General features: G+C 68.1%; 13 protein-coding genes (1 of these 13 running past the window's edge). 6 read left to right on the top strand and 7 right to left on the bottom strand.

From position 1 onward, the window contains the following. From VFV19_13495 to ruvB, 5 genes are all read left to right on the top strand, one after another. Positions 1-388, top strand: partial view of a YebC/PmpR family DNA-binding transcriptional regulator gene (locus tag VFV19_13495; protein ID HEX4825315.1) — the 3' portion only. 362 nt of this gene lie to the left of the window's left edge; the window shows 388 of its 750 coding nt (coding positions 363-750); the start codon falls outside the window, past its left edge; its stop codon occupies positions 386-388. A 14-nt stretch (positions 389-402) separates the two neighbouring features. Next, positions 403-912, top strand: a complete 510-nt coding sequence (ruvC, locus tag VFV19_13490; GenBank protein ID HEX4825314.1) for a crossover junction endodeoxyribonuclease RuvC — start codon at positions 403-405, stop codon at positions 910-912. Between the two features lie 39 nt (positions 913-951). Beyond that, a complete protein-coding gene (locus VFV19_13485) occupies positions 952-1,374 on the top strand; it encodes a hypothetical protein (GenBank protein HEX4825313.1) in 423 nt (140 codons plus the stop codon). Positions 1,375-1,448: 74 nt separating this feature from the next. Further along, complete coding sequence (gene ruvA, locus VFV19_13480; GenBank protein HEX4825312.1) at positions 1,449-2,069, top strand: Holliday junction branch migration protein RuvA; 621 nt, start codon at positions 1,449-1,451, stop codon at positions 2,067-2,069. Continuing rightward, positions 2,066-3,079, top strand: coding sequence for a Holliday junction branch migration DNA helicase RuvB (gene ruvB / locus VFV19_13475; GenBank protein HEX4825311.1), 1,014 nt, complete (start codon positions 2,066-2,068; stop codon positions 3,077-3,079). The genes ruvA and ruvB overlap by 4 nt, the downstream gene beginning before the upstream one ends. A gap of 660 nt (positions 3,080-3,739) precedes the next feature. Here ruvB and VFV19_13470 read toward each other — a convergent pair. Next, on the bottom strand, positions 3,740-11,935 hold the full coding sequence (locus tag VFV19_13470; GenBank protein HEX4825310.1) for a hypothetical protein: 8,196 nt from the start codon (positions 11,933-11,935) through the stop codon (positions 3,740-3,742). A 187-nt stretch (positions 11,936-12,122) separates the two neighbouring features. On the opposite strand from VFV19_13470, the gene larE reads away from it, so the two are divergent. Next, positions 12,123-12,998 carry an ATP-dependent sacrificial sulfur transferase LarE gene (gene larE, locus VFV19_13465; protein HEX4825309.1) on the top strand — a complete coding sequence of 292 codons (876 nt, stop codon included), beginning with the start codon at positions 12,123-12,125 and terminating at the stop codon, positions 12,996-12,998. Here larE and VFV19_13460 read toward each other — a convergent pair. Genes VFV19_13460 through VFV19_13435 form a run of 6 tightly spaced genes read right to left on the bottom strand, consistent with a single transcriptional unit; the run spans position 12,962 to position 20,696 of the window. Next, on the bottom strand, positions 12,962-13,438 hold the full coding sequence (locus VFV19_13460; protein ID HEX4825308.1) for a S26 family signal peptidase: 477 nt from the start codon (positions 13,436-13,438) through the stop codon (positions 12,962-12,964). The two genes, larE and VFV19_13460, sit on opposite strands and share 37 nt — an antisense overlap. Beyond that, positions 13,408-14,235, bottom strand: a complete 828-nt coding sequence (locus VFV19_13455) for an ABC transporter permease (protein ID HEX4825307.1) — start codon at positions 14,233-14,235, stop codon at positions 13,408-13,410. The genes VFV19_13460 and VFV19_13455 overlap by 31 nt, the downstream gene beginning before the upstream one ends. Further along, the gene (locus tag VFV19_13450) at positions 14,225-15,187 is read right to left on the bottom strand and encodes an ABC transporter permease (GenBank protein HEX4825306.1); all 963 of its coding nucleotides are present in this window, start codon (positions 15,185-15,187) and stop codon (positions 14,225-14,227) included. The genes VFV19_13455 and VFV19_13450 overlap by 11 nt, the downstream gene beginning before the upstream one ends. Positions 15,188-15,190: 3 nt before the next feature. Further along, positions 15,191-16,789, bottom strand: a complete 1,599-nt coding sequence (locus VFV19_13445) for an ABC transporter substrate-binding protein (protein ID HEX4825305.1) — start codon at positions 16,787-16,789, stop codon at positions 15,191-15,193. Further along, complete coding sequence (locus VFV19_13440; protein HEX4825304.1) at positions 16,786-18,900, bottom strand: hypothetical protein; 2,115 nt, start codon at positions 18,898-18,900, stop codon at positions 16,786-16,788. Before VFV19_13440 ends, VFV19_13445 begins: the two co-directional genes overlap by 4 nt. Continuing rightward, the gene (locus tag VFV19_13435) at positions 18,897-20,696 is read right to left on the bottom strand and encodes a SpoIVB peptidase S55 domain-containing protein (GenBank protein ID HEX4825303.1); all 1,800 of its coding nucleotides are present in this window, start codon (positions 20,694-20,696) and stop codon (positions 18,897-18,899) included. Before VFV19_13435 ends, VFV19_13440 begins: the two co-directional genes overlap by 4 nt.

The raw sequence follows: 20,696 nt of genomic DNA, 5'->3' as shown, positions 1-20,696 counted from the left end.
CGGCGATCTCGGCCAGCCGAACAGCGTGTCATGGATGTTCGAAAAGAAGGGACAGTTCGCCATCGCGACGGGGCAAGCCACCGAGGAGCGCCTGATGGAGATCGTCCTCGATGCCGGTGCCGACGACATGCAATCCGGCTCCGATGGCTTCGAGGTGACCTGCGGCCCGTCCGCGTTCTCGGCCGTGCAGGAAGCGCTCGAGAAGGCCGGTATCCCCACCACCGAAGCCAAGCTCGCCATGGTGCCGACCACCTCGGTCGATCTCGACGCGAAGAAGGCGGGGCAATGTCTCCGCCTGCTCGAGGTGCTCGAAGAGCACGACGACGTGCAGAACGTTTACGCGAATCTTTCGTTCGACGACGCCGCCATCGCCGAGGAGGCTTCCTGACGTCGTCCGCCGGTATGCGCGTCCTCGGCGTCGACCCGGGCTCGCGACGCGCGGGCTGGGCGGTCCTGAGCGGCACGGCCTACCACCCCGAGCTCACCGCTTGCGGTGCGATCGTTCTCCCCGAAAGGCTCGCCTTCGAGCAACGGCTCGCGAAGCTCCATGACGAGATGGACGCGATCGTGGCCGCCTACCGGCCGACGTTCGCCGCCGTCGAGGCTCCGTTCCACGGAGTCAGCGCACGCTCGGCGCTCCAGCTTGCCCACGCGCGCGGCGTGATTCTCGCCTCGCTCGGGCGTGCGGCGGTACCGGTCCAGGAGTACGCGCCCGCGACGATCAAGAAGGCGGTCACCGGCACCGGCAGCGCCGAGAAGATCCAAGTCCAGGCGATGGTGGCCCGCCTGCTCGCGGTCGACCACGCGTTCGAAGGACCGGATGTCGCCGACGCGGCGGCGGCGGCCCTCTGTCATCTGTTCGGCTGCGGGGCGTCGGCGGTGTGGTCGCGCGCTGGCCGTCGCGCGCGTTGAAGGCGACAATACCGGAACATCGTCGAAGGAGGGACCGGGATGAATCGTAAGCGCAGAGTGATCGCGGTGGCGCTTCCCGCCGTCGCGCTCATGTTCGCGGCCGCCAATGCCGCTGACGTCGTACAGAGCGGCCCTCCGAGCTCGACCAACTATTTGTTCTGCACTGCGTCTTCGACTCCGTCCCCCAATGATCCTGCCAAGCGCTCGGTGACGTATTTCAGCGCGGCCTTTGCCGCGGAGGCCCAGAGCTTGGGCCCTGTGAGCGAAGCGTTTCTGAAGTATCTCGAATCGAAGTACGCGTTCAAGCCGCAACCCGACAACCCGCAGCCGGTCGCCTGTACGAGCCTGCACAGCTTTGAGGAAGCGCAGAACCTCGAGAAGGCGCGTCAGCGAAAGGCGGGGCTCGCCGGCCAGATCGTCGAGACCGGCTGGACGTACACCCCGGCCGCTCCAGCGCGCTGAGACGCGGCGTGGCCGGCTGACCGGCATGGTACGATCCGGTTCTTCGTAATCGGATTGGCCGGCGGCGCCCCACGATGATCGCTCACATCTCCGGAAAGATCCTCTCGCTACGCCCGGATGAGGTCGTGGTCGACGTGCACGGCGTCGGATATCGGCTCCAGATCCCGCTCAGCACCTTCTACCGCATCGGCCCTCCGAACGGCTCGGCAGACTTCTTCGTCCACACCCACGTTCGCGAGGACGCGATCCAGCTTTTCGGGTTCTCGAGCGATGACGAGCGCCAGGCGTTCGAGAGGCTGATCTCGATCTCCGGGGTGGGACCGAAGATCGCGCTCGCGGTGCTCTCCGGCATCGGCGTGTCGGATCTCGCCCGCGCCGTCGAAGATGCCGACCGGACGGTGCTCGAACGGATCCCCGGCATCGGCCGCAAGACCGCGGAGCGCGTTCTCCTCGAGCTCAAGGATCGGCCCCCTGCGCGCGGGCGCAAGGCAGGCCTCGCCGCACCCTCGGGGCAGGCCCGCCCTGCGAGCGGCATCGAGGCCGACGCGGCCTCGGCACTCGCTCATCTCGGATACTCCGATGATGCGTCCGAGCGAGCGGTCGCCGCCGGCCGGCGCGAGGTCGGCCCCGAAGCCCCGCTCGAAGAGGTCCTCCGTGCTGCGCTGCGCTCGCTCGTTCGCGGGAGCGGCCGATGAACGACGACGCCCGGATCCTGAGCGGCGCCCCCCAGGTCGAGGACGACCAGCTCGACGCCAGCCTGCGTCCCAAGCGCCTCCGCGACTACATCGGGCAGACGCGCGTGAAGGAGAACCTCGCCGTCTTCCTGGCGGCTGCGCGGAAGCGCCAGGAGCCGCTCGACCACGTCCTCCTCTACGGCCCGCCGGGCCTCGGGAAGACGACGCTCGCCCACATCATCGCGCATGAGATGGGAGGGGAGATCCGCGTCACCAGCGGTCCTTCGATCGAGCGCGCCGGCGACCTGGCCGCGATCGTCACCAACCTCCAGGCCGGCGATGTCCTCTTCATCGACGAGATCCACCGCCTGGGCCGCGCGCTCGAAGAGATCCTCTATCCCGCGATGGAGGACTTTGCCCTCGACCTCGTCGTCGGAAGCGGCCCCGGTGCCCGAACCGTGCGTCTCGAGCTGCCGCGCTTCACCCTGGTGGGTGCGACGACCCGCGTGGGACTGCTATCGGGGCCGCTTCGCGATCGCTTCGGCATCGTCCATCATCTCGATTACTACGAGCGCGACGATCTCGCGACGATCGCCTCACGCTCCTCCGAGATCATGTCGGTGGGCCTCGTCGCCGAGGCCGCGGCCGAGATCGCGAAGCGCTCCCGAGGGACACCACGGATCGTCAACCGGCTCCTTCGCAGGGTCCGCGACTTCGCCGACGTCGCAGGCGAGCCGCACATCACGGAGCAGCTCGCGTCGTCGGCCCTCGAACGCCTCGAAGTCGACCGCTACGGCTTGGACGAGGTCGACCGGCGCATCCTCCTCGCGATCCTGGAGAAGTTCCAAGGCGGTCCCGTCGGACTCTCCACCCTCGCCGCTGCGGTCGGAGAGGATGCGGAGACCCTCGAGGAGATCTACGAGCCGTATCTCATCCAGATCGGCTTCCTCGAGCGCACGCCGCGCGGCCGAAGGACGACGAGCACCGCCGCCGCGCACCTCGGCCGGTCGTCGCGCGGCCGGCTGCTCTAAGGCCCGCTCCATAGCTACTCCCAAGCGGTCGCAGCATGGATCCCTTAATCGACGCCTGCACCGGCCGCCCAAGCTGAGAAGACCCAATAAAGCGCCCATCTGAAATGATACGAGGTGAGTTCTGCGGGGCCACTTTCCCGCAGGGACGCCCAGGCCAATTTGGTATGCGACGCGCTTGAGTGTGATGATCGGCACGTGGCGTCCGAACCGCAGTGGTTGGTTTCAATCCGCGTCTCAGTCGGAGAGCCAACCCCATTGACAGAAAAGTGTCGGCCCTCCGGTTAGCGGTCTCCATCAGTAGAAACCGACCTTCTAGAAGATCTTCGAAGACGCCAACATCAAGATTGCCAGTGTCCTGTCGAATGCCTCGATCGCAGCGGTCGGGCCATGCTTGCCGCTACGGTGAATGGCGAAGACGATCCGGCCGCGTGGTCCGCGAGGAACCTGCGCGTCCAATTCCTATCAAATCCCGATCCTGAGCCGCTCGCACGCGGCAAGGGATTCGTCGTCCGAAGTCTCTGGGGTCACGTGCTCGTTTGATCGCGGCTAGCACACGGGGCAGGGGATTCGCGCTAGCGCGGCCGTTCGCTAGCGGCCCGCGCGCAAAAAAAAGGGGAGGGGCCGAAGCCCCTCCCCAGGGAAGTACTCTGCGTCAGCCCGTTACGGGCAGACGTTCGCGGCACCTGTGAGGTCCGCATCGCGGTCCCCACCGGCACCCGGCAGCTCGGAAGGAACTCCTTCCCTCCAGCTGAGGGCGACCTGGTTGCAGTACGTCGCAACCGACGGCCGCACGAGGTAGTAGAACGCGGCCGCTACGCCCGGATTCGTTGCGTCAGCGATCGAGCTCACGTTGACGTCGTTGCCGATGCAGGCGAGCACGGTCGTGTTGAAGTTACCGCCGTTGGCCCGGAGAGCGATGAGGTCGCCCCGGATCGCATCGGCGGGGGTCGTGGTCGCCCAGCTGACGGCAGTCTTGCTCACGCCGATGCTCTGCGTGAACTTGGCCTTGGCCGTGCCGCTCGACGGGCAAGGCACCGTCACGAGGGCTACCTTGGCCGCCGACCCGTCTGCCTGGTCGCAGTTGACGTTGGTCGAGCAGCGCACCTTCACGCCGTACTGAGTGTTGACCTGCGGCGCATCCGCGAAGGTTGAGCTGTCGGTCCAGTCGCGGAGGAGCGTGTCGCCAGCGTCCCCGACGATCGAGTTGTTGTTGGTGTCCTGCCAGAACTGATACTGCGTGACGCCGTTCAGGCAGACGTCGATCGTGGAGGTCTTGGCTTCTAGGGAGGTGGGCTGACCCGGTCCTGCGGTCGTGGCCGGCGTCGCGACGAGAGCGGCGGTGATCGAGGAGCAGGTGCCGCAGGTCGCGAGAGGCGTGATCACCTTGGTGTCTTGCGTGATCGTAAACGGCGTTCCGCCGAGGGCACCCACGATGTGGACGTCGTCGATGTACCAGCCGTCGTCCTGCACCTGGTCGTCACGTCCGAAGAACGCATCCCAGGTCTGGCTGCTGCCCAACTCGATCGAGGTGCCGAGGAACCGCAGTCGGATGCGGCGCGCGGCGTACGGCAGCAGCGAGAACCGCGGCCGGACCCACGTGCCGACGTTGATGGAGCCCTTCAAGCCGGCGTTCGCATCGGCGAGGCCGACATGGGTCGGGTCCCACGTGTTGCGGTAGTCGGTGTCGCCCGAGCGCGAGAACACGAACTCGGGGAAACAGGTCGACGACGGTCCGAGCCGGCGCGCCGGATCGGTCGGGTTGAAGAACGATTCTTCGTTGTTACCGTCGTCGGTCGGATCGAACTCGCAGTTGGTGAAGTCGTCGGTGCCTTGCTGTTCGTACACGTTCTCGTACGGGAAGATCTTCACCCACGTCGTGGGCGCGCCCGCCGAGTTCAGGACGTTGACCTGGACGACTGCACGATCGGCGCACTCGCCGTTCGTGATGTTGCCGATGCCGCGGTTGTCGACGAGCGAAACCTGGTGAGCGAAGTTCAACTCGGGGTTCGAGCTCGCCAATCCGAGGGCGACGGCGTTGATCGTCTGGATCGCGTCCAACTGCTTGAAGCGTCCGGTATCGCGCTTCGGCGTGGTGCCGAGGTGGACGCCCCAGTGGACGGAGAAGTTGCCCGTGTACGCACGGCCCAGGCCGCCATTGGCTGCCGAGCTGTCGTGCACGTGCCAGTCGTTGACGCCGGCGGCGGGATCGCCGGTGAAGCCGAGGAAGCAGTCCTTGTCGCCCGCGCTGTTCGTGTTCAGCCCGTCCGGGTCGTTGTACTGGCAGCGCATCCCGAACGAGTTCGAGAGGCTGTTCTTTCCGGCGTCGAGTGTCGAGATCGTGAACTTGCCCATGTTCGCCGTCGAGGTGAAGTCTTCGACGAACTCGAGCGGACCCGACCCGCCACTCGTGCTCAGATCGAGATCGATCGTGAGGGTCATCGACCGCGTGATGGCGTCGAACTGCCGCGAGTGGAGCGTGAGGTTGAAGGTGGCCTTGAGGTTCTGGTCCACCGAGGTGCGGTTGACGTTGGCGACCTTGAAGCGGAACGGAGCCGAGACCACGGTGGCGTTGTTCGCCACCGTGCCGGGAACGGCCGGGACCGTGACGACCGGCTTGCTGATGCACTCGATGTTCGGATCACTCGTGCCCAGCGTTGCGGTGAGGTCGTCCAGGGCGAGACCGCTCTTGTTCACGAACGTGACCGGCATGTCGATCGTCTCGTTCGTGTCCGCGAACCCGTCGTTGTCGCCGTTCGTCGGAACGGTTCCGACGAGCAGGATCTGGTACGTCTTGAGGTCGATGCGGCCGGACGTCACGTTGACCGTCGTGTTGGCGGTCAGGAAGCCCTGCTGCGTGGGATCGAGCGAGCTCTTGCAGCGGGAACCCGTGCCGTCGTCACGGTCTTCGTAACGAGCAGTGATGACCGGAGCCGCCGTGCCCGAGACCGCCACATAGAGCGTTCCCGGCGAGTTGTACACGACGGAGTAGGGGAAGCGGGTCTTGTAGACGTTGGGCGAGACCTGGTCGAGGACGGCCAGCTCGCCGTTGACCTCCGCGTCGGAAGTGAGGACCACTGTGACGTCGGGGATGCCGTTGTCGTTGCAGTCCGTATCGTCCGCGCCGACACAGTGCTGGCCGGCGGAACAACCGGCGTCGTTCGAGCAGACGGGGCCGGTTCCGTTGCACAGCCCCGTATCGGTGAAGGTGCCGTTGCGGTTGCAGTCGTTCACCGGGTGGACGGGGTCGTAAGGCGACTTGTCCGTGACGGTGACTTCCACGAGGTTGTTCGCATCGTAGGACAGCGTGGACTTGACCTCGATGTCGGCGCACTCACCGCTGCCCGCGCAGGTGTGGGTGTCCTCGTCGAGACGCGTTTCCTTCCACGAGATGACCATGTCGTCGACCGCCACGCCGTAGCTGTTGGGCGCGACGGGCGAGCTGGCGGTCGCCTCGAAGTTGCGGAAGCCGAACGCGGCCTGGAAGCGTTTCCCGGTCTGCCCGTAGAAATCTTCCAGGGTGGTGAACCGCATGTCGGGACCGTTCGGCACCTTGACGCCGTAGTTGCGGCCCGGACCGTTCTTCTGCACGAACTGGTCGATCGTCGCGGTCGGGGCCGCGCACGTCGTGTACGGCGCAGCCGCCGCCTTGCAGCGCGCATCCGGCAACGCCGCGTTCGGGTTGCAGGTCACGCTCTTGTCGATGCCGTCGAGCGAGTCACTACGATGGCACCAGCTGTTCTGCTGGTCGTCGTCGTCCGGCGTCGGCAGACCGTACGGCAAGAGCGCCTTGTCCTTGTCCGGCGTGATCTTGCCTTCGAAGTAGCAGTTGTTGAGGGCTTCGCGGTTGTTGCCGGCGGTGCCGTTCCGCGAGAGGCCGGTGCACGGCGTGTCGTTCTGAGCCGCCTGGCACGATGTCCCGGTCACGGTGCCGCAGTGATCGAGGTAGTTCGTGCAGGTCTGGCCAGCCGGGCAGTCGCTGTCGATAGCGCAGAGGGTCGACGTCGTGACGCTGCACGTCCCGACGCCGTCGGTGTCGATGCACTTCGAGATCGGCGCGAAGATGTTGAAGCCGCCGGTGATCGGAGCGTTGCCGTCCGAGATCGCACCCTGGTTGCCGAAGATGCGGATGTTGGTGAGCGTCAGGTCGTTGTAGAACTCAGCGCCCTGCAGCTTGTCGATGTCGGTGTCGAACTCGGCGGTGATCGCCGTGTCCTGGTCCGCTAGGTCGATCGCCATGTTCCAGGCCCAATCGGTGATCGCGACCTGGTAGACGGGGTCGTTCGGTGCGTCGGCGGTGAGACAGTTGGTGCCGTTCGCCGTCGGGCACTGATTGACCTTGTTGACGACCGGGGTGAGGAGGAGCTCCCACCAGGTGCTCGCCGTTGCCGGCGAGGCCAGCGGGAACCGCTCGTAAGCCTGGCAGCGCGAGCTCGAGACGCCGGCGCCGATGCAGGCGAGACCCGCGTTCGGATCGCCGCTGCCGATCGTGCCGGTGTGCCAAACGCCGCCGGACGGATATCCGAGCGGGTCGCCGGGCACCTTGGTCTGCCATCCGCAGCCGCCCGCCGTGTTCCAGCCTTCGTCGAGGACGCCGTTCGCTTCGTCGCGGTCCTCGTCGAGGGTGAAGTCGCAGGTGCCCTTCGAATCGCAGGTGGTCACACCAACGCAGTCCGCCGTCGTGAAGCAGGGACGGTTCGGGTCGTTGGCACAGCGGAAGCAGCCTTCGGAGATCCCGTTGTCGTCCGTGCAGGCACGACGCGGGTCGCCGTTACAGAGTCCGTCGAGGCGTCCGTTGAAGTTCTTGTCTTCGCCCCAGAAGGCGATCGTGATGCCTTGACCGTTGAAGCTGCGGCTGTTGATGCCGCTCCGGAAGCCGCCGTCGTTCGTGTCGAAGTTCCACGGCGCCTTCAAGGTCGCGACGGTGTTGAAGCCGCCGACGGTGGAGTCGGAGTAGCTCCTCGTCTCGAAGATGTAGTCGAGGAGGAAGTTGTTGACCGAGTTCGTAACCGGCTCGAGGACCTCGTTGTTGTTGATGTCGTAGCCGCCGACGGTCTCGGAGCCGCCGGTCGGGAAGTCGGTCGAGTAGTAGAACGAGACCTCGTCGGCGTTCAGCGTCTCGCGCTGAACGGCGACGCTCTCCACGGCGCGGCCGGCCGACTTCGCCGAGACGCCGAGGATCATGTCCGCCTTCTGGACGCCCGAGATCACGTTCGCGACCTGGATCTGGAAGGTCGGGGTGATCGTCGCTCCAGGAGGCAGCGTGCCGAGCACCTTCGGCGAATCCAGGATCGTGAGGTACGGGCTCACCGGGTTGTTGGAGCGCGTCGGATCGGCGCACGCCTGGGTCCCGCTCGATCTCGGCTTGCAGTCAGCGGGGCTGTCGGCGTCGATCGAGACGGCCTTGAGGCTCACCGTGACGTTGGTGAGCGTCGCGGTCGTTTCGGCCGACTGGAACGCGATCGAGTAGCCGACGAGCTCGCCGGCGTCCATGTAGCGGTCGGGGAACCCGAACGTGAAGTAGCCGCGAGCATCCTTCTCGCAGCCACCGCTGACCAGGGTGAACGCGTCCTGGCCGAACTGCGCGAACACGATACCGCCCGCGTTGATCGCCGGCCGGCAATCGACCGCCGCCTGCGCGACGCGCCTCAGGTTCGGCTGGTTCGTTCCGTCCGGCTCCTGATCCTGGTAGACGGCCTGGATCACCTGGCCGGAACGGACGTCGAGGACGCCGTTGCCGGGGTCGGGCGCGGTGCCGTCAGTGATGAGGAGCTTCGCCGAGTCGAAGCGGAGGCCGACGCCGGCGCCGTCGGCGTCGGTGAAGGCGATGTTGCTCTCGGTGTCGGTGACGACGTCGTCGGCCGTGCCGACCGTCCCGTCGGGACCCGGATCGACGACCTGGAACTTGAAGCGGCTGCTGATCTTGGCCGTGGTGAGACCAACGGCAGGATCGCCCGCCGTCGCGAACTCGCTGACCTCGGCCTGGGCGCTGTCGTTACAGGCGAACGTGCCGCCCGTCTGGGTCTGGCTGTTCGCCACCGCCTTCTCGAGGCGGACCGACGAGCCCTGGCAGACGCCGCCCGACATCGCGATGGCGTAGTTCACGGGACCCGCGTTCGTGCCCGGAGCGAAGACCTGAACGCTCCAGGTACCGAGCTGGATCTGGTTGTCCGCCGATTCGTCGATCCCGGTGTTCGGATCGTCGACGATGCCGTTGAGCTTCGTGTCGGGAGACAGGAAGACGGCCTCGATGGGGTTCGCGTGGTCGACGTGTTGCGTCGGATCGGTGCAGGAGTTGACCGGAAGGCTCCAGGGACCGACGTCGACGACGCCGGCGACTGAATCGGGCGGGAAGGCCTCACCGGTGTAGACGCAGTCTTCCGTGCCGTCGATCACGCCGTTGCCGTTCGCGTCGTCGGTGAAGAAGTTGCCGTAGTACTGCTTGCCGTTCGGCGCGGTCACGACGAGGTTGAGGTCGCGCGAGAGGGAGTCCGAAGCGTTGCTCGGGTCCATCCACGCGATCGAGATCGTCAGCGGCTGCGTGTTGTCGCAAACGTTCAGGCTGTAAACGCCGCTGTCCGACCCGGGGGAGATGTTCATGTTGAGGTTCGTGCTGTGGATCAGGCCGCCGGCCGGAACCATGCCGCCGTCGTCGACGATCAGGCCCGAGACGGCGCCCGAGTACGACTGGAGCGGAAGGGCACGGGACAGGTTGATGCGGCCGTAGCCCTGCTCACGGTTGAAGCGCGCCTTCTGCGTCAACCCGGTGAGGATCTGCGAGCCCACGTCGAGCTGGCCCTGAGCGTTCAAGGTGCCGGTGCTCATGAACTGGGCGGAGTTGACGAGGATCGCCTTGACGAGGTCGCCCGAAATGTTCGCGACCTTGTCGGCAGCGTTGCCCGGGTTGGACGCGGTGCCGTCCGGATAGAAGCCCTGGGCGAAGTAGTCGCGGACGAGGAGGGCCGCGCCGGAGGCCGCCGCGGTCGACCAGCTGGTCGATGCGCCGGGGTTCTCCTTGATGTCGCACTCGACCGGGTTGTTCTGGTCGTTGTCGTTCGAGCGGCAGACGAACTCGGAGACGAAGCCCATCCCGCCGACCGCGTCGGTGCCGGGGGCCATGAGGAGGGGCTGGATGCGGCCGCTCGTGACGGTTGCCGGGCCGACGCCCGAGACGTTCGTCCGGATGTTCGGCTGGTTGATGTTGAACTGATCGTTCGCGTTTGCACAGGCACCGACTGCGATGCCGTTCTTGAACGTGGCCGGAGTGGCGAGCGTCCCGGCGTCAGGAATCTGGTCGACGGGGCTCGCATCCTTGCCGTAGTTGCCGGCCGCAACGAACACCAGCGCGTCGCCCTTCTCGGCGAGGAACTGGTCGATCGCCTGCGGCATGCCGGTGTAAGTGTTCGCGGACGAGGTCGCGAACGAGAAGTTCACGATCTTCGCGCCCTTGGAATAACCGTCACCCAGCACGCCACCGGCCGGCGAGATGTAGATCGTGCCACCGGGATCGAGGCTGCCGAGGTTCGGATCGATGCAATTACCGGACGCGGGGGTCACGCCGGCGTCATAGGCGATCAGCCGCGCCTTGGGGGCGATGCCGTCGAGGTCCCAGGGGTTCCCCTGGGTGTCGAGCGCCTGCCAGCCCTGGCCGTAGGAGGCGGGAACGCGCGTGGCGTTGCCGAGCGCGATCGCAGCGACCATGTGGCCGTGGGTGAAACCCGAGGTCGAGGTGTTGTCGCAGCCGAGCAGGTCGCCATCGCCGCCGAACTGGTTCGTCGAGGCGTAGTACTGGACCTTACGGTGCGTGCTGCCGACCGGGGTTGTCGAGGCGCCGTCGGTGCGGGTGTTCGAGAGATCGCCCGCGTCGAGCTGGATGCCGTCGTCGAGAACCAGGAGGAGCTGGTCGTCGGCGAAGCTCGCCTTGTCGGAGCCACCGCCGTCGACGCCTGCATCGGTGTACGGCGTGGCGCCGTTGTTCCACCGGCCGGTCTGGATCGTCGTCGTGGTCTCTTCCGACTGAACCAAGAGCGGGAGGTTTTCCCAGATGTTCTGCACCGCGTCGATGCCGGCGAGGGCGGCCAGCTTCGAGCGATCGGCGTCGACGTAGAGGGTGACTTCGTCGAACTTCTTGACGGTCAGCCCCATCGCTTGAATCGTCGCCGCGACGGCCTGCGTGCTCTCACCCGGGAAAACGCGCATCGCGAGGGAGTACGTGCTCGACACCGCCTTGATCGGATCCAGGAGAGGATTCCGGCCGATGTCGGGAGAGAGCTTGAACGCCGCATGATACGGCTCGAGGATGATGACCGAGCCGAATCCGCGAACCGCGTCGTACGCGGCCGGCGTCATGCGCACGATGAACGCCCCGACCGGCATTTCGCCCACGATCGCGCCGCCCTGGGCGGAGATCGCAGCCTTCATCTGGTCGAAGACGCCGTTCGTGAACACCTCCGGCTGAACCTGGAGGAGGAAGTACTGCTTGCCCAGCTCGGTCAAACGGTTCGGCGTGACGAGCTGAGAGGGGAAACGCGGCATGCCCGCCGTCAGGTCGAACGACCCGATGATCGAGTGGAGCACGCCGGCACTCCGCCAACGCGAGGCAGCGACGTCCCCGTAAACCGGTCCCGAGGCGAACGGCCAGACGTAGTTCGAGCGCGCGAAGTACACGCCCTTCGAATTCGTCGCCGGTAAGCCGTCAGGCGTCGCGGACGTGCCCGCGTGTCCTGCGTCGGCTTTGGGTTTGGCATTGGCGTCGTTCGCCTTCATGCCGGACGCCGCAAAGGCCGATGGCGCCACTAATGCCGCGATGGCTGCGGCCATGATTAGGCTCTTGCAGCCTGCGAGGATGCGACTCTGCATACCCTCCTCCTGCGTGGAAAAAGATGAAGCGGAAGATGTAAAGCCCCGAGACCGATACACACACGCCCCCAGTTGGGTTTGAGTGATGTACGGTGAGGTGTCGGCTTTGTCAACCGCGTTCGCCCCATGGGGTGCGGTCCGAGGAACCGCAAAACGACGGCGTTTTCGGCGTGCTACGATCCCTGGCATGGGCCGCGCCGTGCCGGACCTCGACCCCGTTCTCGAAAGCAAGAAGAAGGAAGCCGCCGAGGTCCTCAGGGATGCCGGCCGGGTCGTCATCGCGCTCTCCGGCGGGGTGGACAGCGCCGTCCTCCTCGCCGTCGCCTGCGAGGCACTCGGCGCCGCGAACGTCCTCGCCGTGACCGGACGGTCTCCCGCCGTGACTGGCGGCGAGGTCGCCGACGCGTGCGACGTCGCCCGGGTGCTCGGCGTCCCCCACGAAACGCTCGAGACCCATGAGCTCGAGCGAGAGGGCTACCGCGCCAACGCCGGCGACCGGTGCTTCCACTGCAGGACGGAGCTGTTCGAGGGCCTCGCGAGCCTCGCCTCGGCGCGTGGCTTCGAAGCGATCGCCTACGGCGCCATCGTCGACGACCTCGGCGATCATCGCCCCGGCATGGAGGCGGCCCGGGCGCTGGGCGTCCTGGCTCCGCTCCTGGAGGCGAACATAGGCAAAAGTGACGTTAGAAGATTGGCGATTCACTATGGGTTACCTATAAGCGCCAAGCCCGCGAGCGCGTGCCTCGCGTCGCGCGTGCCGGTCGGGACGCCCGTCTCGGAACCCGTCCTTCGCCGGATCGCCGCGGCGGAAGCGGTGCTCACCGCCCTCGGCTTCGGACGGGTCCGCGTTCGCGACCATGGCGAGACGGCGCGCATCGAGGTCGATCTGCCGGACGTGCCGCGCTTCCGCGAGCCGGGCACCCGGGACTCCGTCGTCGCCGGCTTGAGATCCGCCGGCTTCCGCTCCGTGGTCGTCGATCTCGACGGGTACCGGCAGGGAGGCGCCGGCAACGAGACTCCCCGCCTCTACTCGATCGAGCCCCAGGCAGACGGCGGCCAGTAGCGCCAGACGACCCGCCCCTCGATGCGATGCCGGGGGACAGGTCCAAAGGTACGGCTGTCGCTCGAGGCGGCGGCGTTGTCGCCGAGGACGACATAGCTCGACTCTAGCGGCGAGTCCGGCGCGATCCATGCGGGAGGGTAGGTCACCCCTCCGGGATAGGGGTCGCGCGCGACGCGCTTGACGATCTCCTCATCACCCGGGCCACGGAGCACCACAACCTCGCGAGGACGGGGAGGTCGGCGGCCCAGGGACCACAAGTCGACGAGCACACGGTCGCCGTCGTGCAGCGCCGGCTCCATCGACGAGCCCTCGACCCGCCACGGCGTGACGACCCAACGGGTGACCGCGAAAACGCCCGCCGCCGCGACCAGCAGCACGACCGCCAGCTCGCGAGCGAGCCGCGCGAGCGTCAGACGAGGCGGGACTGCGGGTCCATCCAATCGCGGATCCCCTCGGCCAGCCGGTTGCAGCCGAGCACCAAGGTGAAAAGAGACAGCCCGGGGAAGAGGGCGAGCCACCACGCGCGCCCGACGTGGTGCTGCGCCTGGAAGAGCATCTCGCCCCAGCTCGCCGTGGGCGGGGCGATCCCGACCCCTAAGAACGACAGGGTCGCCTCGGCGAGCGACGACGCTCCGACCGCGAACGACAGCGTGACGAGCACCGGGGCCAAGCTTCGCGGGAGGAGGTGGACAAGGACGATGCGGAGCTCGCCCGCTCCGGCGGCGCGGGCCGCGAGCACGGCGTCGCCGCCCCGGAGCCTCTGAAACTCCGCGCGAAGATAGCGGGCGGCGGGCGTCCATCCGACGACGGCCAGCGCGATCGCGATCTTCAGCGTTTCCGGGAGCGCCCGAAGCCAGGCTGGATCCGTGCTCAAGAGCGCGACGGTGACGACGATCGCGGGAAAGCACATCGCCGTTTCGATCACGCGGCCGACGACGGCGTCGGGCAGGCCCCCGCGCCATCCGGCCGCGGCTCCGGCCGGCAGCCCGACGAGAAGCGAGAGCGCGGCCGCGGTGAAGCCGACGGTGAGCGAGACCCGCGCGCCGTGAAGCAGCCTCGAGAAGACGTCGCGCCCGTTGCCGTCCGTTCCCATCCAGTGAACCGAGGACGGCGCCTCGAGGACGGCACCGAGATCGCCGCGGTCGGGGTGCGGCGCGACCCACGGCGCGACGAGCGCGCCCGCGACGATGAGCCCGACGAGCGCCACACCGACGAACGCCGCGCGCTTACGCCGCACGCCTGAGCCTCGGATCGAGCTTGGCCGCGAGCAGATCGGCGAGGGTGACCCCGCCGAGGGTCGCGACGCCGGAGACGAGCGTGAGCGCGAGCACGACGGCGAGGTCCCGCGCGAGGATCGCGTTCCAGAGAAGCTGGCCGAGCCCGGGAATTCCGAACACCTGCTCGACGAGGATCGACCCTCCGACCAGGCGCGGGATCAGGAAGCCGAGGAGGGTCAGGAGCGGCACGCTCGCCTGGGCGAGGCCGTGCGTCCCCACGTAGCGCAGTGCCGAGACCCCACGCGCGCGCGCGCCGCGGCCGGCCGTCTCGCCGGTGTTCTCGACGAGCGTCACGCGGGTGAAACGCGAGACGTACGCGATCCCGCCGTACGAGAGGCAGGCGACCGGGAGGATCCCATGGCGAATCGCGTCCGCAAGCCGGCCGAACGCCGATCCCGCGGCGTCGCTCGACGTTCCGAAGAGCGGCAGCCATCCGAGGCGAACCGAGAAGATCCACTGGAGGACGAGCGCCATCCAGAAGACCGGCACCGCGTAGAGCGCCGTCGTCGCGGTGGCACCGAACCGGTCCCATCTTCCCCCGGGCCGCCATGCGCCGAGGATCCCGAGCGGTACCGCGAGCGCGAACGTCACCGCGAGCGCGGCGGCGTTGAGCGCGACCGAGACGGGGAGCCGCTCCGCCAGGATCGTCGCGACGGGTCGCTGCTCGATCTCCGAGAAGCCGAACCGGCCCCGCGCCACGTCGGCGAGCCAGCGGCCGTATCGGACGGGCCACGGATCGTCGAGATGAAACTGCGCGCGCAGCGCGGCGATGTACGCGGGAGGAAGAGCGTGCTCGCCTTCGACGGAGAGCGGATCGCCGGGGAGTGCGCATAGAAGTCCGAACACCGCGAACGTGACGAGGAAAAGGGTGAGCGCCGCGACCGCGAGCCGCGGCGCGAGCCTCGAACGCATCCCTCAGGGCCTCGCGGCCGCGTCGCTCCAATGCCACGCGCGGAGGCCCGGCACGAACGCATAGAGGCCGACCGGGGAATGCTCGATGCCGAGGAGATTCGCATCGTGGAGCACCGGCTGCGCGAACTGGAAGAGATACGAGATCGGCTGCAGCTCGAGGAGCCGTCGCTGGAGCTGCTCGTAGAGGGCGCGGCGCGCGCCTGGATCGAGCGTCGTGCGGCCTTCGCTCACGAGCCGGTCGACCTCCGGATCCGAGAAGCTGCCGTAGTTCATGCCGCCGTTGTTCTCGGACGAGTGGTAGAGCTCGAACTGATCGGCGATCGGATCGAACTGGTTCGAGGCCATCGCGGCTTCGAACTTGTGCGCCTTGCGGCGCTCGATGAGTCCGCGTCCATCGATTTTCTCGATGGACATCGCGACGCCGACGCCGGCGAGCGACTCCTGTGTCCAGGCTGCGATCCGGTCGAGAAGCTCGACGCCCGATCCCGTCAGCACCTTGAACGCGAACGGGCGGCCGTCCTTCTCGCGCACCGTCTTGCCTGGGGCGAGCTTCCACCCCGCTTCGTCCAGGAGGCGCGCCGCCTCTCGAGGATCGTAAGGGAGCGGCGAGAGCTGGCGATCGAACCATGGCGATTCGGGCTGATAGCTCGATACGGCCGGGCGCGCTAGTCCTCCGGCAATCGTATCGGCGAATCGCTTGCGGTCGAGCGCGAGCACGAGCGCCCGGCGAACCCTTGGATCGGTGAAGAACGGGTTGCTCCCGTCCATGTTCCAGTCGATCTTCCAGCCGTTCAATCGAAAATAGACGAACCGCGCGAGCGGCGCCCCCCGCGCCGACGTCAACGACTCGTGCCAGAGATCCGACGGCACGCCGAGCACGTCGAGGTCGCCGTGGAGGAGCGCCTCGTACGCGGTCCGGTCGTTCGCGAGGACGCGGAAGGTCACACGATCGAGCCGCGGCTTCCCGCCCCAGTAACGATCGAACGCCTCGAGCACGATGCTCTGCCCGGGGTCGCGCCGCGCGAAGCGAAACGGTCCGCAACCGACCGGGGCCTGGGCGAATGCACCCTTCAGGAAATCCTGGTCCTTGCTCGCCACGTGCTCGGGGACCAGGGGGACACGCCAGGCGTCGAGCGCATCCGCGTAGGGATGGCCGTATCGAGCGACGGCCGTTTCGGGGTCGGGCGTGTCGACGGCGACGACGTCGGCGAACTGCGCGGCCCAGCTCCGCGACTGCGTCGCCGGGTCACGGACCTTCTTGAACGTGTACGCGACGTCCGAAGAGGTCACCGGCTCGCCGTCGTGCCAGACGACCCCGGGGCGGAGGTGGAAGGTGATGCTGAGACCGTCGGGAGCGATCTCCCACGAGCGGGCGACGAGCGGAACGTACTCGCCGTGCGCGTCGTAGCCGATGAGCCCGTCGGAGATCAACGATGCGAGCTGCGTCGAGTTCAAATCGGCGTTGCCGATGAGCGACAGCGACGTCGGGTCCGAGTAGAACGCGAGGTTGACCTCGTTTCCGTGACGCGCGCGCGGCGCGGCGCAGGCACACGCGAGGGCGGCGACGAGGATCGCTGCAAGGCGTCGGCTGAAGGATTTCATTTCGACGGCACCTCGATCTCGGCGGCGTTCCCGGCGGCGTCCGTGGCGCGCAGCGATTCCGCGGATCCGAGCTCGCTCGCCGCGATGTGAAAGACCTCGCGCGGTCCGTCACAGACCCCGTCCTTCGGGCGCGGCGCGAAGAGAGTACGCCCGTTGTCGACGACTTCGAGCTTGGCGACCGTCGACACCGCGTCGGTCACGGTCACCTCGAGCCCCGAGCCGTCGCGGTGCGCCTCGATCGTGGGCGGCGTGCGGTCGACCCGGACGACGGTCCCGAGGTCGGCGGTGGCCGCCAAGCCGTCTCCGGGAGGATTCGCCGGCTGATCGGATGCGGTGGCGCGGACGTCATAACTTCCCTCGTCCCACGACGAGACATCCCACGTCGCCTTGCCGTCCTTGGACGACGCGTCGTTGCCGAGGGTCGGATCCGAGGACTTGCCGGGCGTCGGGTCGCTGCGTGCGGCGAGCTTCCACTCCTTCGATCCGGAAGCGCGCGCCATGATCTCGACCGAGACGGCGTCTCCGTCCGGGTCCGACGCCGACCACCGGAACGTCGCCTTCGAGGAGACGGCCCCGCTTGCCGGATCGACGCGGAGGTCCTTGATCGTGGGCGCCCGGTTGCGCGTCGCGTAGCTCGCGGTGACGCCGGCGATGGCCGGCTCGCCGCCCGAGCCCTCCGACAATCGCACCCGCCATTGGAGGAATCGGCCGTCCGGGCTTCCGAGGACGCTTCCCCGCGGATCGGTGAGCGCGGCGCTCCATGCCGACCACGTGCCGTCCGGGTCTTCGCTGTTGCCCGTGCGCGTGAACAGCTCGACCCGCCCCGAGGACGACTCCGCATGCCAGGACAATCGTCCCCAGCGGGCGGTGCCCCCGGCGTCGGCAGGAGGCGCGACGTACGTTCCGGCACCCACCGGATCGCGGTCGATGCGGTAGAGCCCGCCGGGGTTGCTTGTCCCTGCGAGGACCGCTTTGCCGGCGGGGAGCAGCATCGAGGCCTGCGCCTCGGGCAACGTGGCGAGGAGCGCGATCTCCGAGCCGCTCTCGACGCGGTACACGCGCGCCGGCTCTCCGGTGGCGAAGATCGCCCGCCCCGCGTCGTCGATCGCGAGCGCGAAGGGGGCCTCGTCGTTCGAACGCCAAACCTCGGCGGCCGTGCCGTCCGGCGCGATCCGAACGACCTTGCCGCGGAGCCGCACGCCCTCGTCGTCCGGGGAGACGGGCAGACCTTCGATGATTCCCTGGAGCGCGGGCGCCGGGCGTGTCGTCTCGAGGTCGTCCATCCCGCTCCCGGACGATGCCGTCGTCCCGTCGGCCATGCGGATCCGCACTGCGGGCGGGCGCCTCTCGCTCGCGGGTGGCGCATCGAACACGGCCACGAGCCCTCCGGCGCCGTCGGCGGCGATCGCCTTGGCCTCGGGAAGATCGTCGTCGTAAACGACCGCGCCGTGACCGGCCGCGTCAACCCGGTAGACGAGCCCCCGCCCCGAGCCGCCGATCCAGAACGCGCCGTCTTTCGCCGGTGCCAAGCTCACGAGGTGCGATTCGTGGCTGTCGAAGAGGATCGAGGATTTTCCGCCTTTGTCGATCGCGAGCAGCCGGCCGCGGTCGCCCGTGGCGGCGAGGACGCTTCCGTCGTCGCGGACGGCGAGAGCCCAGACGTAGCGCTCGCCGGTGTCGCACCAGACGCTTCCTTTTCCTCCCGCGCCGACGCGGTAGATCTTTCCCCCGGGTGCGGTCGCGGCCAGGAGATCGCCTCCGGGGAGCGCGAGCACGGCGGTGACGAGCGGTTCCTCCGCGTGGAAGAAGACCGCCGACTGACCCGAGCCGGCGACGCGCATCACGTTACCGTCGGGGCCCGTGGCGAGGAAGACATCTCCCGCGGCATCCCGCGTCCCGCCGAAGATCTGCGCCGCGAGCGGCCCGTCCTTCGCCTTGTCGAACGGCGTGATCGCGGGCGCCGGGAAGAGGCGGCCCAGGCTGGTGACGGCGACGCCGTCGGCGTCGCCGAGGCGGAGCAGCAGGGGTGGTGTGGCCGCGAGACGTGTCTGCTCGGCGCGGACGGCCGGCGCCAGTACGACGAGCACGGTCGCGAGAACCGCCCGCTTCACGGCGCCTCGACCTCGAGCGTGACGCGCGCGAACCCTTCGAGCGCGGCATCCGCCGGAATCTCGTCCTCGAGGACGCCGCGTTGCGGCATCGACGCGTAGTTGCCCCAGCTTCGAGGGCGGGTGAGGAGCGTCGTCACCGAAGGCGGGAGGTTCGGCAGGCGTGCACCGCCGAGGAGCGCGCCCACGTCGCCGCGCGAGGCGAGAAGGTAGACGCGGTCGTTGCGGCGCAGACGGTTGATCAGGACGATGAGCTGGTCGAGGTCGCGCGGCGAGACCGGGCCGTCGACGTCGTCCGCGCGGTTCATCGACGCGGCGCTGCCGACCTGAAGCGTCAACGGCCCGGGGGGCGTCTCGGGCGGGATCTCGATCTGGCGCGTGAGCGTCTGATCGGGGCCGCGGTAGGGCGAGACGAGCACGCGCGCCGTGACCGAGCCGCCGGCCTTGACCCGGTAACGATCGAGGGTGATCCGCCGGAGCGTCGCCGTGCGCGGCTCACGGTCGTAGTCGAGGAGGAGGTTCACACCCTTCACGCGTGGCGTGGACCAATCGTTGTTCATGACGAGGTAGAGCAGGAACGCGGAGAGACCGCTCGCGTCCGTTGCCGCCGTGTCGCCGGAGAAGAAGTTGTCGAGGCGTACGTCGTCGGTACCATCGAGCTTGATCACCGAGCCCTGCCGTAGCCGGACCGCGGCGTTCCCGAAGGTGCGCTCGAACGTCGCCATGACGCCGTTGAGCGCGCTGTAGAGGAGGATCGGCGTCACGAGAGGGTCGTCGACGATGTCGAAGGCCAGGTCGCGCCGGCCGCCGCCCCCGTCGGTGAGCGTCAGCCGGATCGGGATCATCGCCGGCGTCGCACCGAGACGTCCGAAGATCGCCGTCGCGCGGTCCTGGCGAAACGCGCCCATCTCGCGCAGGGGGATCGCGAGCTTCGCCGACGATTCGAAGCTCGGCAGGATCGCCTCGACGCGCGCCGCGGTGAGCGGCAAGTCGACGTCGCCCAACCCGTAGAGCGGGTGGCCGAAGGCGTAGACGGCATCGCCGTCGACCCACGTCACGGTGCCGGTGGCGGTCATCTCGACGTCGCCTCGCGTGAGCTGGACCCCGATCGCCGATCCGGGCTGGAGCGGCGCCGCCGGTCCCGCCCGCGTTTGGCCCGCGGCGACCGATTGAAGCGGCAGCAGGCCGGTGCTGCGCAGCTCCGGCGTCATCCTTGCGATCCCCAGAGGGCCGATGCCGCCGATCGCGAGCGGAAGGGACGCGCTGCTGCCGGCGGGTGTCGCGGTGAGACCGGCGAAACGCGAGACGAGGAACGCCCCGAGCCCGGAGGGAGATTGCATCGTCCGGAGGGCGTCCATCCAGGAGAGGCGGCTCGCCGGCCTCGCCTTGGCTCGTCCGGCGTCTCTCGCGCCGACCTTCAGCATCTCCTCGATCGGCGTGATGCCGGCGAGCGGCTCCTTGGCGAATCCCCAGCTATAGGCGACCGCGCCGATCAGCTTGCCGTCGATGTAGACCGGAGAGCCGCTCATGCCGGCGAGGATTCCCGACTCCTGGAGCGGGCCGCCGGAGCAACGCGCCAGGATGAGGTCCTGGTCGGGACCGATGTTCGGCAGGAGGCCGACGATCTCGACGTCGAAGCTCTCGATCGTCTCGCCATGGAAGACCGTCTTGCCCGTCCCTTTCATCCCGGTCTTGAGATCGCGGAACGGGAGCACCTGCGGCTCGGCCCGGGCCGGCAGCGCCGCCGACGCCAGAGCCGCCACGAGGATCGTGGGAAGGAGGGCGAGGGGGGGTCTCAT

Source organism: Candidatus Polarisedimenticolaceae bacterium (assembly GCA_036275915.1).
Lineage (GTDB): Bacteria > Acidobacteriota > Polarisedimenticolia > Polarisedimenticolales > DASRJG01 > DASRJG01.
Note: the sequence above shows the minus strand (reverse complement) of the source record. Positions and strands in the feature narration are given on the sequence as shown.

Coding starts and splice junctions, on each gene's coding strand:
- ruvC (HEX4825314.1), top strand. CDS start 403: ATGCGCGTCCTCGGCGTCGACCCGGGCTCGCGACGCGCGGGCTGGGCG.
- VFV19_13485 (HEX4825313.1), top strand. CDS start 952: ATGAATCGTAAGCGCAGAGTGATCGCGGTGGCGCTTCCCGCCGTCGCG.
- ruvA (HEX4825312.1), top strand. CDS start 1,449: ATGATCGCTCACATCTCCGGAAAGATCCTCTCGCTACGCCCGGATGAG.
- ruvB (HEX4825311.1), top strand. CDS start 2,066: ATGAACGACGACGCCCGGATCCTGAGCGGCGCCCCCCAGGTCGAGGAC.
- VFV19_13470 (HEX4825310.1), bottom strand. CDS start 11,935: ATGCAGAGTCGCATCCTCGCAGGCTGCAAGAGCCTAATCATGGCCGCA.
- larE (HEX4825309.1), top strand. CDS start 12,123: ATGGGCCGCGCCGTGCCGGACCTCGACCCCGTTCTCGAAAGCAAGAAG.
- VFV19_13450 (HEX4825306.1), bottom strand. CDS start 15,187: ATGCGTTCGAGGCTCGCGCCGCGGCTCGCGGTCGCGGCGCTCACCCTT.
- VFV19_13445 (HEX4825305.1), bottom strand. CDS start 16,789: ATGAAATCCTTCAGCCGACGCCTTGCAGCGATCCTCGTCGCCGCCCTC.
- VFV19_13435 (HEX4825303.1), bottom strand. CDS start 20,696: ATGAGACCCCCCCTCGCCCTCCTTCCCACGATCCTCGTGGCGGCTCTG.